Raw genomic sequence first — 11,870 nt, 5'->3', positions numbered from 1 at the left:
CGACCACCGAAAGGAACCGTATGAACACGCAAACTCCCGGCCGCGTCATCGTCACCGGAGGCGGCTCCGGCCTCGGCGCTGCAATCGTCGATGCCATCCGCGACGCCGGAGGCACTCCCTTCGTCTTCGACCGCAATATCAGTAACGTGTCCGGCGCGAAAGGCCTTGAAGTCGACGTCTCCAACCGTGAATCAGTTGAAGCTGCCGTGAAGGAGGCAGCCGAAAGCCTCGGCGGCCTGGATGGGGTGGTGACCGCCGCGGGCATCGACCGCTGTGGCAAACTGGCCGACGTCCCCGCAGCCGAGTGGGAAAAGGTGATTGGAGTGAACCTCCTGGGCACTGTTTCCGTGGTCCGTGCGGCGTTGCCCTACTTGAAGGAATCCCGGGGCCGGGCGATCACCATCGCCTCAACCCTGGGCTTGCGGGCACTGCCGGACGCCACGGCGTACTGCGCCTCCAAGTTCGGCGTCATCGGATTCAGCCGGGCACTGGCCGCCGAAACCGGGGGAGTCATTGGTGTCACCACCATCATTCCGGGAGGCATGAAGACACACTTCTTTGATGACCGCGACGAACAATACAAGCCGCAGGACGACTCCAAGCTCAACGATCCTGCGAATGTGGCGCAAGCTGTGGTGTTCGCGTTGTCGCAGCCGTTTGGCAGCGAGGTCCGCGAGCTCCTTATTTGCCCCGCAGAAGAAGGCTCGTGGCCATAAGGTCACGCACGTCCTGAACAACGTCGGCCACGGCGATACCCCGAATCAGGGTGTCGTCGTGGCCGCAGTGCTGTGCAGACCAGCCCACCTGCGTGACGTCGGCTCCGCACCGGGGGCACTGGGTCACCCATGACATGTGGATACGGTGCAGGCTCCGGCCTCGGGGCCCTGCGTTGAAGACGTTCCCTACCCAGAAGATCCCCACGGTTGGTGTTCCAAGGGCTTGCGCCAAATGCCGGGGACCGCTATCGCTGGCAAGCATTACGGTGGCCGCTTCCAAGAGCGCCGCGAGTTCGCCGATCTCCAGTTCGCCGGCAACGGAGCGCACGGCGTCCTTGTCTCCGGCTGTCAGCTGACGGGCCGCGAGTTCTGCCACTTCCTGGGCCAGCGCCTTTTCGGATCGGTCACCCACCACCAACACCTGCGCGCCTTCCTGGGCGATGGTCGCCGCAGCTTCAGCAAAGTACGACGCCGGCCAACGCCGCCGCGGATCGGTGGCACCTGGGTGGACCACCAGGAGGGGACGCCGTTGGGGGTTGAGCAGGCTTCGCACGCTTTGTTGGTGTTCGGGCAGGGGCCGTAAGGGCGGAGAAATGATGGTTGGCACGCCGGCCAGCCCCGCTACCTCGAGCCATCGGTCAGGCTCGTTTTGGTAGTAGATGTAATCGAGATTCCGCTCCAGGGGCTCGGCGTCCTTGGTTCGGGTGCCCACGGTGTGCCGTGCCCCCAGACGGAGCAGGAAAGGGTTGGAGTACCGGCCGCCGCCATGCATTTGCAGCGCGAGGTCGAACCTGCGGGCGCGCATGGCTGAGAAGAATTCCTCCTGGGCAAGTCTGTCTTCAGCGTCGTCTTTTTGATCGCCGTCCCTATGGCCGCCATCGCGGACGCCCTTGGCAAAGGGGAGAATTTCGACGTCGTCAATGGGCCCATCCGTCCCGGCCGCCAAAGCCGCATGGATCGGCGTGCCCAGGAGCGTGATCGCGGCTTCAAGATAGGCCGCTTTCAGGGCATAAAGCGCCGGGTATGCGTAAATCACATCGCCAAGGCCGCCACCCCTGAGAACGGCAATCCGTTCCACGTCCGGGAACTTCTCCAGCACAGGGCCAACGCCCAAATTCGGTTGAACGACCATCTGGACTTCCCTTCGTCAAAGGTGGTGGAAAACTGCCGAACCTGGCGTGTGAACCGCGGGCTGTGGGGTACCTGAGGGGAGCAGGAACATGCCGCCTCTACCGGAAGGTACCCAATGGCACGCCTATCCAATCAAGAAGGTTTGGCCGAATGGCTGCCGCGCCGCTTGGCCGAGGAACGGCCCGTTGTGACAGTCGTCGGCGACGCCATCCTGGACGGTTGGTGGGACGGGCTGATTGAGCGCTTTTGCCGCGAAGCTCCCGCCCCGGTGGTCCAGGTCAAGCGCCGCGACTTCGCCCCCGGAGGAGCCGCCAATACTGCCATGAACCTGGCGGCCCTTGGCGCGGACGTCAGGTTTGTCTCGTTGGTCGGCCGGGATTCTGCGGGTCAGGAGCTCCTTGGGAGACTCGTGGCTGCCGGCATCGACATATCAGGTGTGGTGCAGCATCCCGACATGATCACCACCACGAAGTTCCGGATAAGCAGCGCCGGCCAGGTGATGCTTCGCCTGGATGACGCAGCCACGGACGTTCCCACGGAGGGTCTCCAGGAGTTGGCGGCCGCCATCCCGGGAGCACTCGCGGGTTCCAACGCCGTGGTGCTGTGCGACTACGAGGCCGGTGCTTTGGAGGGGCCAGTGCGCGCAGCTTTGATGGATGCACTGGGACCCGCCCATAGTCCTCAGACCGGTTCTCACCCTGACTCCAGCCAGCGGCAGGGCACCCTGTTGGTGGTCGATGCCCATCATCCCGCCCGGTGGGCCGAACTCAAGCCGGATCTCGCCACCCCGAACGCCCAGGAAGCTGCCGGGCTGCTCGGAACAGAGTTTCCCGGTGGCGCTGCACGTTGCCCCTTCGTGGAGGCCCACGCGGACCAGCTCCTTCGCGCCTCAGGTGCGGGCGCCGTCGTCGTGACTTTGGACCGTGACGGGACTCTGACGCTGCGTTCCAGCGATCCGGACGCAAGCGGCGACGATAGGAACCGATCCCGCGCCACCCACCGAACCTGGGCCAGGCCCGAAGCCGAGAAGCAGGCCTCCGGTGCCGGCGATACGTTCGTGGCCGCGCTGACCGTGGCGCGGGCGGCCGGGCTGCCGCTGACTACCAGCGTTGACCTCGCCCAGGCCGCGGCTGATGTGGTGGTCCACCGGCCCGGCACATCCGTCTGCACCACCGGCGAACTTGCCCGCCACCTAGAGGGGTTCGCCGATACTGCGTTGACAGCCGATGAATTGGCCAGGCAGGTGGAAGCGCACCGCAGGGAGGGTCGGAGGATCGTGCTGACCAATGGGTGCTTCGACGTCCTGCACCGTGGCCATACCCGCTACCTGAACCAGGCCAAGCAACTGGGCGATGTCCTGGTGGTGGCCCTTAACAGCGATTCCTCGGTGCGGCAGCTGAAGGGGCAGGACCGGCCTGTGAATCCAGAAGCGGACCGTGCTGCCGTGATCGCCGCGCTCAGCTGCGTGGACCACGTCACGGTTTTCGATACCCCAACTCCCATCCCGCTCATCGAGTTGCTGCAGCCCGATGTGTACGCCAAGGGTGGCGACTACACGCCGGAAATGCTGGCCGAGACCGCGGCTGTGGAGCGCTATGGGGGCACGGTGACGATTTTGGATTACGTCCCCGAACACTCCACGACGGCGGTACTGGAGCGTATCCGGTCCACGGGAGAGAACCCGCATGCCTGACCGGGCCTTGCAGGAAGGCGAAGGGAGAGTTTCATGCGCATAGTCATCACGGGAGCCACCGGTAACGCGGGCACGGCACTGCTGAAGCGCTTGCAGTCCGCGCGTTCGGAAGAGGGTGCGGACCTTGAACTAGTGGGCATAGCGCGACGCGAACCTGACAAGAACGCAGCCCCTTACAACGCAGTGGAGTGGCACACGCTGGACGTCGGCGACTACAAGGACCGGGAAGCACTGGAGAACGCCTTCGCAGGTGCCGACGCCGTGGTGCATTTGGCCTGGCAGATCCAGCCAAATCATAATCGCGAACTTCTGCGCCGAACCAACGTGGCGGGAACAGCCCACGTGCTGGGCGCGGCCAGGAAGGCTGGCGTGAAGCACGTCGTCTGTGCCTCATCCGTTGGCGCCTATTCGCCGGCCCCCAAGGATCAACGGACCAAGGAAGGTTGGCCGGCAGGCGGCATTAAGCGGTCCCACTACAGCGTGGACAAGGCAGCGCAAGAGCGGCTTCTGGATGGCTTTGCCAAGGAAAATCCGGATATCGTAGTGGCTCGACTACGCCCGGCACTGATCTTCAGCGCCGAGGCGGGCAGTGAAGTGGGTCGCTACTTCCTGGGGAGCGTTCTCCCGCGGCTCATTCCCCGAAAGCCGTGGCTGCCCATTCTCCCCATCCCCAACGAGCTGATTTTCCAGGCGGTTCACGCCGACGATGTCGCCGATGCGTACTGGCGCGTGCTGGAACGTCGGGCAGAAGGCGCATTCAACATCGCCGCGGAGCCCGTGCTGGACCCCAACGCGCTCGCCTGGATCCTCAACGCCCGGCGGCAGCTGCCCTTGCCGCTCCCGGTGCTGCGCGCCGTCGTCGAGGTCAGTTGGCGTTTGCGGTTGCAGGTAACCGACGGCGGCTGGGTGGACATGGCGGCCGGCGCACCCATCATGGACACAAGCCGGGCCCACAGCCTCCTGGGCTGGATGCCGCATCGGTCATCGCTGGAGGCGTTGACGGAAGTGCTGGATGGACTCGGCGCCGGCAAGGGGCGGAAAGCCTCGCCGCCGTTGACGCCGCGCTAGTTTTTTTGTGTTCCGGGCCCTAATCCGCAGGGGATACCACCGTGATAATCCTGCGCAAACTCATGGCCACTGACGCCGTCGCGTTCACCGAAGCCTGGCCGGCAGCAGCTTCCGTGACAGCATCCCCGAGCTCGGAGATGCTGTCCTTTGCCTCGGCCAATTGGCTCTTCAATTCCCCGGCATCCTCGCCCCGCCACTGATCAATCACGCGGGACGCGGCCTCCAGCGCTTCGGACAGGTTGGTCAGGACGCTGTCCGGAATGACTGTCCCCGCGTCCTCTTCCCAGATCACGCTCGCCAGGACGTCCGTGATGTCCTGGACATGGAAGGTTAGCCGTTCCACTATCCGCAATCCAGCCAGATCGCTTGGTAGGCGGCCAGCACGACGCCGGGACCTGGGGTTCGCTTTTGCGCTCAGTTCCGCTTCATGAACGGCAGTCCGCACGGCTGCGGCGGTTGCCGACAGTTCGCCGCTACGGCTTGCCCAGGCTTCGTGGTTGGGCGGCCAGGATTCCTCCATCGCGCGCGCCATGTCCTTCAATTGTTGGGACAAAGCGCTTTGATGCCCGGCCAGGGCGGGGTCGATTCCTTCGAGGTGCAACGGCGGAAACACCAGCCAGTTCACAGCGAAGCCAACGGCAACGCCCATGGCCATCTGCAGGACGTAGGCAAAGGAGAAGCCCTCCGCATTGGAATCCCCGAGGACGAGTACGAACAAGGCAGCCATCGGAACCCATTCGGAGGCGGTGCCCAGTCGGGGGAGGCCGCCGATGATCACGCCCAACCCCACCACTACGGCGACTGCCAACGCCGTCGGCGCTGCCACTGTGGTCACAGCAAAAGCCATGCCTATACCCAGGGCCAGGCCCATGAGGCTCTGCAGACCATGCCTGGCGGAGTCCGCCACCGTGGGATGCATGCTCACGAGTGCGCCGAGCGGTGCGTAGTAGGGGTAGGACGCTGCAGGACCAGGCATGAAGGGCGCGAGATACCAGGCCAATCCTGCCGCCGCCGCGGTTTTGGCGGCGAACAGGAGTCGGTGACGCGTGACAGTTTTTCGAAGCGCGGGAATCAGCCGCCGCCTGGAGGGCTTGTGGCTCATTGGTCCAACGTAGACGGGTCTTACTCCGCGTGTCGAGCTTGGATTTCGTTTCAGAATGTGGCGATTGAATCCCCGACAAGCGGGTACACACCCATTGATAGTAACGATACTTACTATCCCGGCTGCTGTCCGCAGCCTGCCAACTGTGGAAAGAGAGCGACAATGACTGAGAGCCAATCGCCGCAGGACGGAAGCTTCGCGGCGCCACGGACTGGGGTCCCCGCCGGGACCGAGCCTTACTCGGGAAGTTACCTGGACTCACCGGTTGAAACCGACACCACTGGCATGGAAACCGATGCCGGCGCGGGTACTACCGGCTACGGAAGCACTACCGGGGGAACCGGGACCACATCCGGCACGGGAACGGTCGATTCGGCTAAGCACGAAGCCGCCGAAGTCGCCGGCACAGCGCGCGATGCGGCTGGCGGCGTCGTCGAAACAGCCAAGGCCGAAGCCGGAAATGTGGCCCAAGAGGTCAAGATGAACGCCCGGCAATTGCTAACGCAAACCAAGGGCGAGTTGACGGATCAGGCCGCTACCCAACAGCAGAGGGTTGCGGAGGGCTTGCGGTCCATTTCCGACGAACTATCCACCATGGCCAATTCGACCCAAAACGGTGGTGTGGCCACGGATCTGGTCCAGCAAGCGGCCGAGCGTTCCTCCTCGGTTGCCCGGTGGCTGGAGAACCGGGATCCGGGTTCCCTCCTGGATGAGGTCAAGAGCTTTGCCCGCCGCAAGCCGGGTGCGTTCTTGCTGTTGGCTGCCGGTGCTGGCGTCCTCGCCGGACGTTTGGGCCGCGGAATGGCGGACACCTCGCCCATGACCGGAACGGGCACCTCAGATACCACCACCCAGGCCCCCCGCGCCACGTACTACCCAACCCAGGGTGGCGCTGTGACTCCTCCGGCAGTTGATCTGCCAGGACCTCAGACGACAACCGCTGGGTACGGAACGACGGGTGCTGGAACGGACACTGGATACGGCGCGGGCACGGACACGGGATACGGCGCGGGCACCACGGGTGGCTATGAAGGATCAACCATGCCCTACCCGGAAACCGACGCCGGTGGGGTAAAGGCGCAAGGTGATCCGCTCGCACGTCCCGATGATCCCAGCGATCCCGATGATCCCGTATATGGAGGTCCCCGATGAGTAGTCCTGCCGACCTTCCTCCCACCGAAGCCCATCTCAAAGCCGAAACCGTACCTCTTGGCGAACTGCTGAGCGACCTGACGCGCGACGTCTCCACGTTGATGCGGCAGGAAGTTGAGCTGGCCAAGGTAGAGCTCAAGGAATCGGCCACCAAGGCCGGAAAGGGCGCCGGGATGATGGCCGGAGCCGCTTGGGCCGGGCATCTCACCGTGCTGTTCCTGTCCTTGGCGCTTTGGTGGGCCTTGGGTCAGCTCATAGGCCTGGGATGGTCCGCAGTTGTTGTGGCGGTCATATGGGGCATAGTCGCGGCGGTGCTGGCCTCGATGGGGCGGAAGGAATTGAACGCCATCAAGGGCATGCCGCGCACCACCGAGACAGTCAAGGAAATACCTCCAACCTTCAAACCGAATACTGAGGAGACACGATGACGCAGAACCCCGACGCCCTGCGCGCCGACATCGAACAAACTCGCAGGCGGCTCAGTACCAACGTTGACGCCGTTGCTGACAAGGTCACGCCCTCGCACATCGTCAACCGGAGGGTAGACAGGATCAAAACGGCCGTGTTTGGCGCCCGCGACGATGTTCAGGACAGGGCGGGCCATGTTGCCCACCAGGCCCAGGACACCGTTTCCGGTGTGGTCTCGGACATCAGCGACGCGCCGCAGGTGATCACACGAAAAGCCCAAGGCAGCCCCATCGCTGCCGGCTTGATCGCCTTCGGTGCCGGCCTGCTGGTTTCGGCCCTCATTCCACCGTCGGACAAGGAGCGCGAGGCTGCGCAGGCACTCAAGGAAGCAGCCCAACCGCTGACCGAGGAATTGGGCCACGCCGCACAGGAGATGGCCGAACACCTCAAGGAGCCGGCACAGGACGCAGTCCAGAACGTCAAAGACAGCGCCACTGAGGCAGCTGCCAACGTTAAGGACGAGGGCCAGGCCGCTGCTGCAGATGTGCAGGACCGCGCCGCAATGGCCAAGGACAACCTCGGCAACCAGTAACCGCGTTACTCACCCATCTGAGTCGCAGTTAAGGCCGTTTTGAGCTGTCAGAACGGTCTTAACTGCGACTCAGATGGGTTCGCGGTTTGGGTTTGCGGGCTGGTTAGCGCACTTCGAGGATCATTTGCAGGAGACGGGCTGCGGCGGACGGGCAGCGTGTTCCTCCACCCATTGCGCGCGGGCAAGTGCTTTGCTGACCGCCTGCGTCGTGATGCCGAGTTCCTGGGCCACAGCCTTTTGCTGGCCGCGGACACCGGGGGTGAGGAGGTCCAGGACCCTCCACTCGGCCGCGCTTCGGTGCTGCACGATGTGTCCGAGGAGTCGCAGCACTGCTTCGGCTTCTGCTGCCAAAGCCGTGAAGGGACCATCCACGGCAACAGGGACTCGTTCCTTCCCGTTGCGGAGACGGTCAACAGCCCGCCGGGCATAGACAAGACCGTGCCCGGAAGCGTCTTTGACAAGGTTGGGAAGGGGCTCGTTGATGGGCCCTACGCCAATTCCCACGTACCACTGACCGGTCCGGAGGGCGATCAACGCTGTATCAACAGCTTGGTGGCTGGACTCGACAATGCCTTGCACCTCGTCCTCAACCGAACGGTCGAAGTCGAGCCGTGCCGGAATATGCCGCAGGTCCTTGAGGAGCTCGGGCACTAGGTCGCCGTCACGGCGGCTGTCGCGTTGGTTGATGGTCAGAGTGAACATAGTGGATCACATGCTACCGGCTGGTAGCCGCTCTGCAAGGGCTTATTTTCCTTATTTCTTTAGCCCTTCCCTGGTTCCAATGCACCCCGTCCCCGGTTCCAATGCACCTAGTCCAAGGCGGTGCGTCCGGTGACGACGACGGCGGGCAGCGCACCTGCCGCCAACCGGCGGGCGTCGGCTATTCCGGCGTCACGCATCGCCGCCTGGATGGCTTCCACCAGAGGTGCAGGATCTTCATTGGTGGAGAATACCCAGAATGTGTCGCGTGCCTGAAAAACGAGCGCGTTCTTTCCGGCCACTCCCAGCGACGTCTTTTGCCGCGCCACCAAGCGGCGGTCAGGATCAGTGCCATCCGCCGTGGTCACTGCCTTGATATAGGCAGGCGGGATCTCCGCCCACGGAAACTCCAAAGTGCTGTACTGCTGGGAATATCTGGCTACGATCCCGCCATCGAACACCAGGAGTTTGCGGAAGCTGCCCAGGAGGGTCATGGACCAGAGGACCAGGCCCGTAAGTGTGCTTGCCACGATGAACAGGACTGGATCCTCGAAGTGGCCGGGCTCCCGCGTGGAAGTGGCGGGGCTGATGAACTCACCCATTGCGCCGAAAAGGAATCCAACCGCCAAGCAGGGGATGAGGAGCTTCCAAAAGATGCGGCGCGAGGACGCAATATGACGTAGCTGTCCAAGCTCGGGTCCGAGCCTGCGCTCAGTGCGCCTTACCAGCCAGTTACGGCCGCGCATCAGGGCGCTGGCCGTATAGATTTGGCAGGTTCTGCCTTTCTGCCTCGGCGGCTTGGTGTGCGGCGACCACTTTGGGGTCCGGGACCGGCTGGCGACCCTGTGCCACACCGGATCGCCGATCAAAGGCCGCAAACTTTGGATCCCACGTATCGCCCGAGCTCCCGCTGAACGCCGCAAGAATCAGCATCACCACGAAGAACGGGAAGAAGGACCAGCAGATGGCACGCCAGCCGCCCAGCCAAGCACCCGCCGTCGTGCCGTCCTTGATCCGTACCGAACGCATGCCCGCTGCAGCATCGCCAACGCTGCCCGCTGTACCCCAGATCATGCCGTAAACGAACAACCCAACGAACCAGAGAACGACATATAGCGTCAGCCAGAAGCCGTCGTTGAAGGCGAGGAGTGAGCCAGAGTTCATCATGGCATTGCGTGCAACGGCCACTATCGTGGCCAGGATGCCATACCCGGCAAGGAACACGATCGCGTCAAGGACGCGACCCCAGAAGTGGGCTGCTCCGGATGCTTTCACGAAATACGCGCCAGTCTCAGGATGGCGGCGTACCGGGCGGCCGTTGACGGCATCAACCAAGCCAGTAGCGGTTTGGGACTTCGAATTGCTCATGGGTCAGGCCAGCCCAGCCAGCCCGCCGAGGACCTTGGCCAGGGTGGGTGCGGACGTCTCCTTCAGCTCAAGGGAGACAGATTCGCCTTCTACGCGGGGAGTAAGGACGTGCACGCTGGTAGGACCGGTGTACACGGTGACAGTCGGAAAGTCGTTCGTGTCAGTGTTGAAGACCACCACGTTGCTGGCCGCCTGGGTATCGGCCAGGGCGGTTGCCGCATATTCTTCGAACTCGGTCTCTGTATAAACAGTGGGATCGGTGTCGCGGTGGGCCGCCGTGTTCGGGTCAACGAATTCAGCAAGGCGCGGAGCCAGCTGGTCGCGGGTGACAACAGTGAAGCCGTGCAGCCCGCCTTCGTCCACTTCCTCCAGCAGCACGCCGTCGTCGTGGATGTAGCCGTAGAGCCAGCGCTTGCCGGTGGAAACGGTGCGTTCTACGGAGACCACGCTGCTGCCGCTGCGACGCAGTGTCAGGGTACCGGTGATTTCCTCGGTGGCGTGCAGGCGGGTGGGTTCGGTCTCGCCTTCAAAGATCACGGGGTAGACGAGTTCCTTGGCGAGCAGCCCACGCAGGGCCACAGCGCACATCAGCTCTTTGCTGGCATCCTGTGCCGTGAGCCATGGAAGGGCCACGATCTGCTCGTGCTGAACGCCGTCCAAGGCAACAACCTCTTCATCGGTCAACGTCGGCAAGGCCTTGCCCGTGGCGCTGGCCGATGCCAGGACCTTCGCTGCAGCCTGTACGTCCCGCTCGGTCCAATTCATGGTGCTGGTGGTCATCCGAATATCCCTCCGACAAAGTTTCCGACTGACTTGGCGGCATTACCGACCCCGTCTGCCACCTTACTGCCTACATCCTTGGCGAAATTGCCTACTTCCCGGGCGCCGTCGGCGATGTAACTGCCAGGGTTCCGGGCGAAGTTGCTGATGGAATCCCAGTTGTCCGCCACCAGGTTGCCCAAGGCCCAGGCTCCGGCAACGATGCCCGCGCCGATCACGATCGGGGCGCCGATGGGCCCCAGCAAGGCTGCGCCACCGGCCGTCATGAGCATGATGCTGCCCACCCCGCCCACTACGGACAGGCCGCCGGCAACCCGGTCTCCGGTACCGCGCCAGCCGTCGTGCTCCGGATTGATCATGTCGCTGATACCGCCAACGATGTTCAGCGGCGCCGCCAAGGCTCCGGCGATTCGCAGGCCCTTGGAGAACTTTGAGGCGTCCTGGAAAGCCTGGCTGTAGGGAATGTTCGCCTTGAGGTCGGTGATGACGTCAGTGACCTTCTCGCCGCTGCGCAAGGCGCTCAAAGCATCCCGCAGCACTGTACCTCCAGCCCGCCAGTTGGTGAGTACCTCGCGCGTCTTGACCCATTCGGCATGACCGAGTTTGCCGTACTTGTAGGCAGTCCAGAGCTGCGCGCCCAGTTCCTTGACGCCCGTTGCTGTGTCATAGACATCTTTCAGGACGCCCACCGAAGTACCCGAGCCGTCATTGTGACTGGCGAATTCCTGCTGGTTGGCGTGTTTCTTGAGCTGGCTCGCGTTGTCCCTCAGCATGTTGGCGGCCTTCACCAGGCTCTGCCTGTGCTGGCTGTTCCAGTCGCTCTTGAAGACTATGGCGTCGCGCCCCTGCCACGCCGTTGCGGAGTTGATGGCGTTGGACAGCTGCGCGCTCTGCAGATTGATGGCGTCGGCAGCTTTGCCCATGACGCCGGCCAGACTGCGAAGCTGCGCAATGTCCGCGCCGTAGAACCCAGCCATGTGGAACCCCCTGTTACATGCGTCGTAAAGTCTCGTCCCAGCCTAGGCGGACCCCGAAGATGCCGCGATGGGGAGAGATGCCCATGTGGAAAACGCGGGGTCAGTTATGGCCCACGTTGGCGTTCCCAAAGGGCCAAAAGTGACCCCGCGTTGCTTAAAGCACGACGGCGACTGGTGCTGTTCA

General features: G+C 63.5%; 12 protein-coding genes and 1 pseudogene. 6 read left to right on the top strand and 7 right to left on the bottom strand.

Features of this window, described 5'->3' with window-relative positions; genetic code table 11:
• Positions 1-20 precede the first annotated feature (20 nt).
• A complete protein-coding gene (locus ACTAQJ_RS16295) occupies positions 21-716 on the top strand; it encodes an SDR family oxidoreductase (RefSeq protein ID WP_498697629.1) in 696 nt (231 codons plus the stop codon).
• Here ACTAQJ_RS16295 and ACTAQJ_RS16290 read toward each other — a convergent pair.
• The gene (locus tag ACTAQJ_RS16290; RefSeq protein ID WP_498697626.1) at positions 682-1,848 is read right to left on the bottom strand and encodes a glycosyltransferase family 9 protein; all 1,167 of its coding nucleotides are present in this window, start codon (positions 1,846-1,848) and stop codon (positions 682-684) included. The genes ACTAQJ_RS16295 and ACTAQJ_RS16290 overlap by 35 nt on opposite strands.
• Positions 1,849-1,962: 114 nt before the next feature.
• Between ACTAQJ_RS16290 and rfaE2 the strand changes: the two genes are divergently transcribed.
• Both rfaE2 and ACTAQJ_RS16280 read left to right on the top strand, forming a co-directional pair.
• Complete coding sequence (rfaE2, locus tag ACTAQJ_RS16285; protein WP_498697624.1) at positions 1,963-3,540, top strand: D-glycero-beta-D-manno-heptose 1-phosphate adenylyltransferase; 1,578 nt, start codon at positions 1,963-1,965, stop codon at positions 3,538-3,540.
• 33 nt (positions 3,541-3,573) lie between these two features.
• A complete protein-coding gene (locus tag ACTAQJ_RS16280; RefSeq protein WP_498697622.1) occupies positions 3,574-4,608 on the top strand; it encodes an NAD-dependent epimerase/dehydratase family protein in 1,035 nt (344 codons plus the stop codon).
• A gap of 19 nt (positions 4,609-4,627) precedes the next feature.
• Here ACTAQJ_RS16280 and ACTAQJ_RS16275 read toward each other — a convergent pair whose 3' ends face one another.
• Positions 4,628-5,710, bottom strand: a complete 1,083-nt coding sequence (locus ACTAQJ_RS16275; protein ID WP_498697620.1) for an FUSC family protein — start codon at positions 5,708-5,710, stop codon at positions 4,628-4,630.
• A 162-nt stretch (positions 5,711-5,872) separates the two neighbouring features.
• Here ACTAQJ_RS16275 and ACTAQJ_RS16270 point away from each other — a divergent pair, with 162 nt between their 5' ends.
• The 3 genes from ACTAQJ_RS16270 to ACTAQJ_RS16260 are packed head-to-tail and all read left to right on the top strand — an operon-like array spanning position 5,873 to position 7,862.
• Positions 5,873-6,862: a hypothetical protein gene (locus ACTAQJ_RS16270; RefSeq protein WP_498697617.1), complete on the top strand. Its 990-nt coding sequence runs from the start codon at positions 5,873-5,875 to the stop codon at positions 6,860-6,862.
• Positions 6,859-7,290: a phage holin family protein gene (locus ACTAQJ_RS16265; RefSeq protein ID WP_431117439.1), complete on the top strand. Its 432-nt coding sequence runs from the start codon at positions 6,859-6,861 to the stop codon at positions 7,288-7,290. Before ACTAQJ_RS16270 ends, ACTAQJ_RS16265 begins: the two co-directional genes overlap by 4 nt.
• Positions 7,287-7,862 carry a DUF3618 domain-containing protein gene (locus tag ACTAQJ_RS16260; protein ID WP_431117440.1) on the top strand — a complete coding sequence of 192 codons (576 nt, stop codon included), beginning with the start codon at positions 7,287-7,289 and terminating at the stop codon, positions 7,860-7,862. Before ACTAQJ_RS16265 ends, ACTAQJ_RS16260 begins: the two co-directional genes overlap by 4 nt.
• A 103-nt stretch (positions 7,863-7,965) precedes the next feature.
• Here ACTAQJ_RS16260 and ACTAQJ_RS16255 read toward each other — a convergent pair.
• The 5 genes and pseudogenes from ACTAQJ_RS16255 to ACTAQJ_RS16235 form a co-directional block, all read right to left on the bottom strand.
• Positions 7,966-8,564: pseudogene (locus ACTAQJ_RS16255) on the bottom strand (hypothetical protein).
• 107 nt (positions 8,565-8,671) lie between these two features.
• The gene (locus ACTAQJ_RS16250) at positions 8,672-9,307 is read right to left on the bottom strand and encodes a hypothetical protein (protein WP_431117442.1); all 636 of its coding nucleotides are present in this window, start codon (positions 9,305-9,307) and stop codon (positions 8,672-8,674) included.
• Complete coding sequence (locus ACTAQJ_RS16245) at positions 9,294-9,929, bottom strand: RDD family protein (RefSeq protein ID WP_498697614.1); 636 nt, start codon at positions 9,927-9,929, stop codon at positions 9,294-9,296. Before ACTAQJ_RS16245 ends, ACTAQJ_RS16250 begins: the two co-directional genes overlap by 14 nt.
• Before the next feature lie 3 nt (positions 9,930-9,932).
• Positions 9,933-10,709 carry a hypothetical protein gene (locus ACTAQJ_RS16240; protein ID WP_498697611.1) on the bottom strand — a complete coding sequence of 259 codons (777 nt, stop codon included), beginning with the start codon at positions 10,707-10,709 and terminating at the stop codon, positions 9,933-9,935.
• Positions 10,706-11,686 (bottom strand): hypothetical protein, encoded by a 981-nt coding sequence (locus tag ACTAQJ_RS16235; RefSeq protein ID WP_498697609.1) that lies wholly within the window; start codon positions 11,684-11,686, stop codon positions 10,706-10,708. The genes ACTAQJ_RS16240 and ACTAQJ_RS16235 overlap by 4 nt, the downstream gene beginning before the upstream one ends.
• Between the last annotated feature and the right edge of the window lie 184 nt (positions 11,687-11,870).

It is taken from the genome of Arthrobacter sp. alpha11c, assembly GCF_054149985.1.
This window is presented reverse-complemented; position numbering and strand designations above follow the sequence as displayed.

Excerpts from the sequence above, each read along its gene's own strand:
- ACTAQJ_RS16295 (WP_498697629.1), top strand. The coding sequence starts at position 21 with ATGAACACGCAAACTCCCGGCCGCGTCATCGTCACCGGAGGCGGCTCC.
- ACTAQJ_RS16245 (WP_498697614.1), bottom strand. The coding sequence starts at position 9,929 with ATGAGCAATTCGAAGTCCCAAACCGCTACTGGCTTGGTTGATGCCGTC.
- ACTAQJ_RS16265 (WP_431117439.1), top strand. The coding sequence starts at position 6,859 with ATGAGTAGTCCTGCCGACCTTCCTCCCACCGAAGCCCATCTCAAAGCC.
- rfaE2 (WP_498697624.1), top strand. The coding sequence starts at position 1,963 with ATGGCACGCCTATCCAATCAAGAAGGTTTGGCCGAATGGCTGCCGCGC.
- ACTAQJ_RS16290 (WP_498697626.1), bottom strand. The coding sequence starts at position 1,848 with ATGGTCGTTCAACCGAATTTGGGCGTTGGCCCTGTGCTGGAGAAGTTC.
- ACTAQJ_RS16280 (WP_498697622.1), top strand. The coding sequence starts at position 3,574 with ATGCGCATAGTCATCACGGGAGCCACCGGTAACGCGGGCACGGCACTG.
- ACTAQJ_RS16235 (WP_498697609.1), bottom strand. The coding sequence starts at position 11,686 with ATGGCTGGGTTCTACGGCGCGGACATTGCGCAGCTTCGCAGTCTGGCC.
- ACTAQJ_RS16250 (WP_431117442.1), bottom strand. The coding sequence starts at position 9,307 with ATGCGCGGCCGTAACTGGCTGGTAAGGCGCACTGAGCGCAGGCTCGGA.
- ACTAQJ_RS16260 (WP_431117440.1), top strand. The coding sequence starts at position 7,287 with ATGACGCAGAACCCCGACGCCCTGCGCGCCGACATCGAACAAACTCGC.
- ACTAQJ_RS16240 (WP_498697611.1), bottom strand. The coding sequence starts at position 10,709 with ATGACCACCAGCACCATGAATTGGACCGAGCGGGACGTACAGGCTGCA.
- ACTAQJ_RS16270 (WP_498697617.1), top strand. The coding sequence starts at position 5,873 with ATGACTGAGAGCCAATCGCCGCAGGACGGAAGCTTCGCGGCGCCACGG.
- ACTAQJ_RS16275 (WP_498697620.1), bottom strand. The coding sequence starts at position 5,710 with ATGAGCCACAAGCCCTCCAGGCGGCGGCTGATTCCCGCGCTTCGAAAA.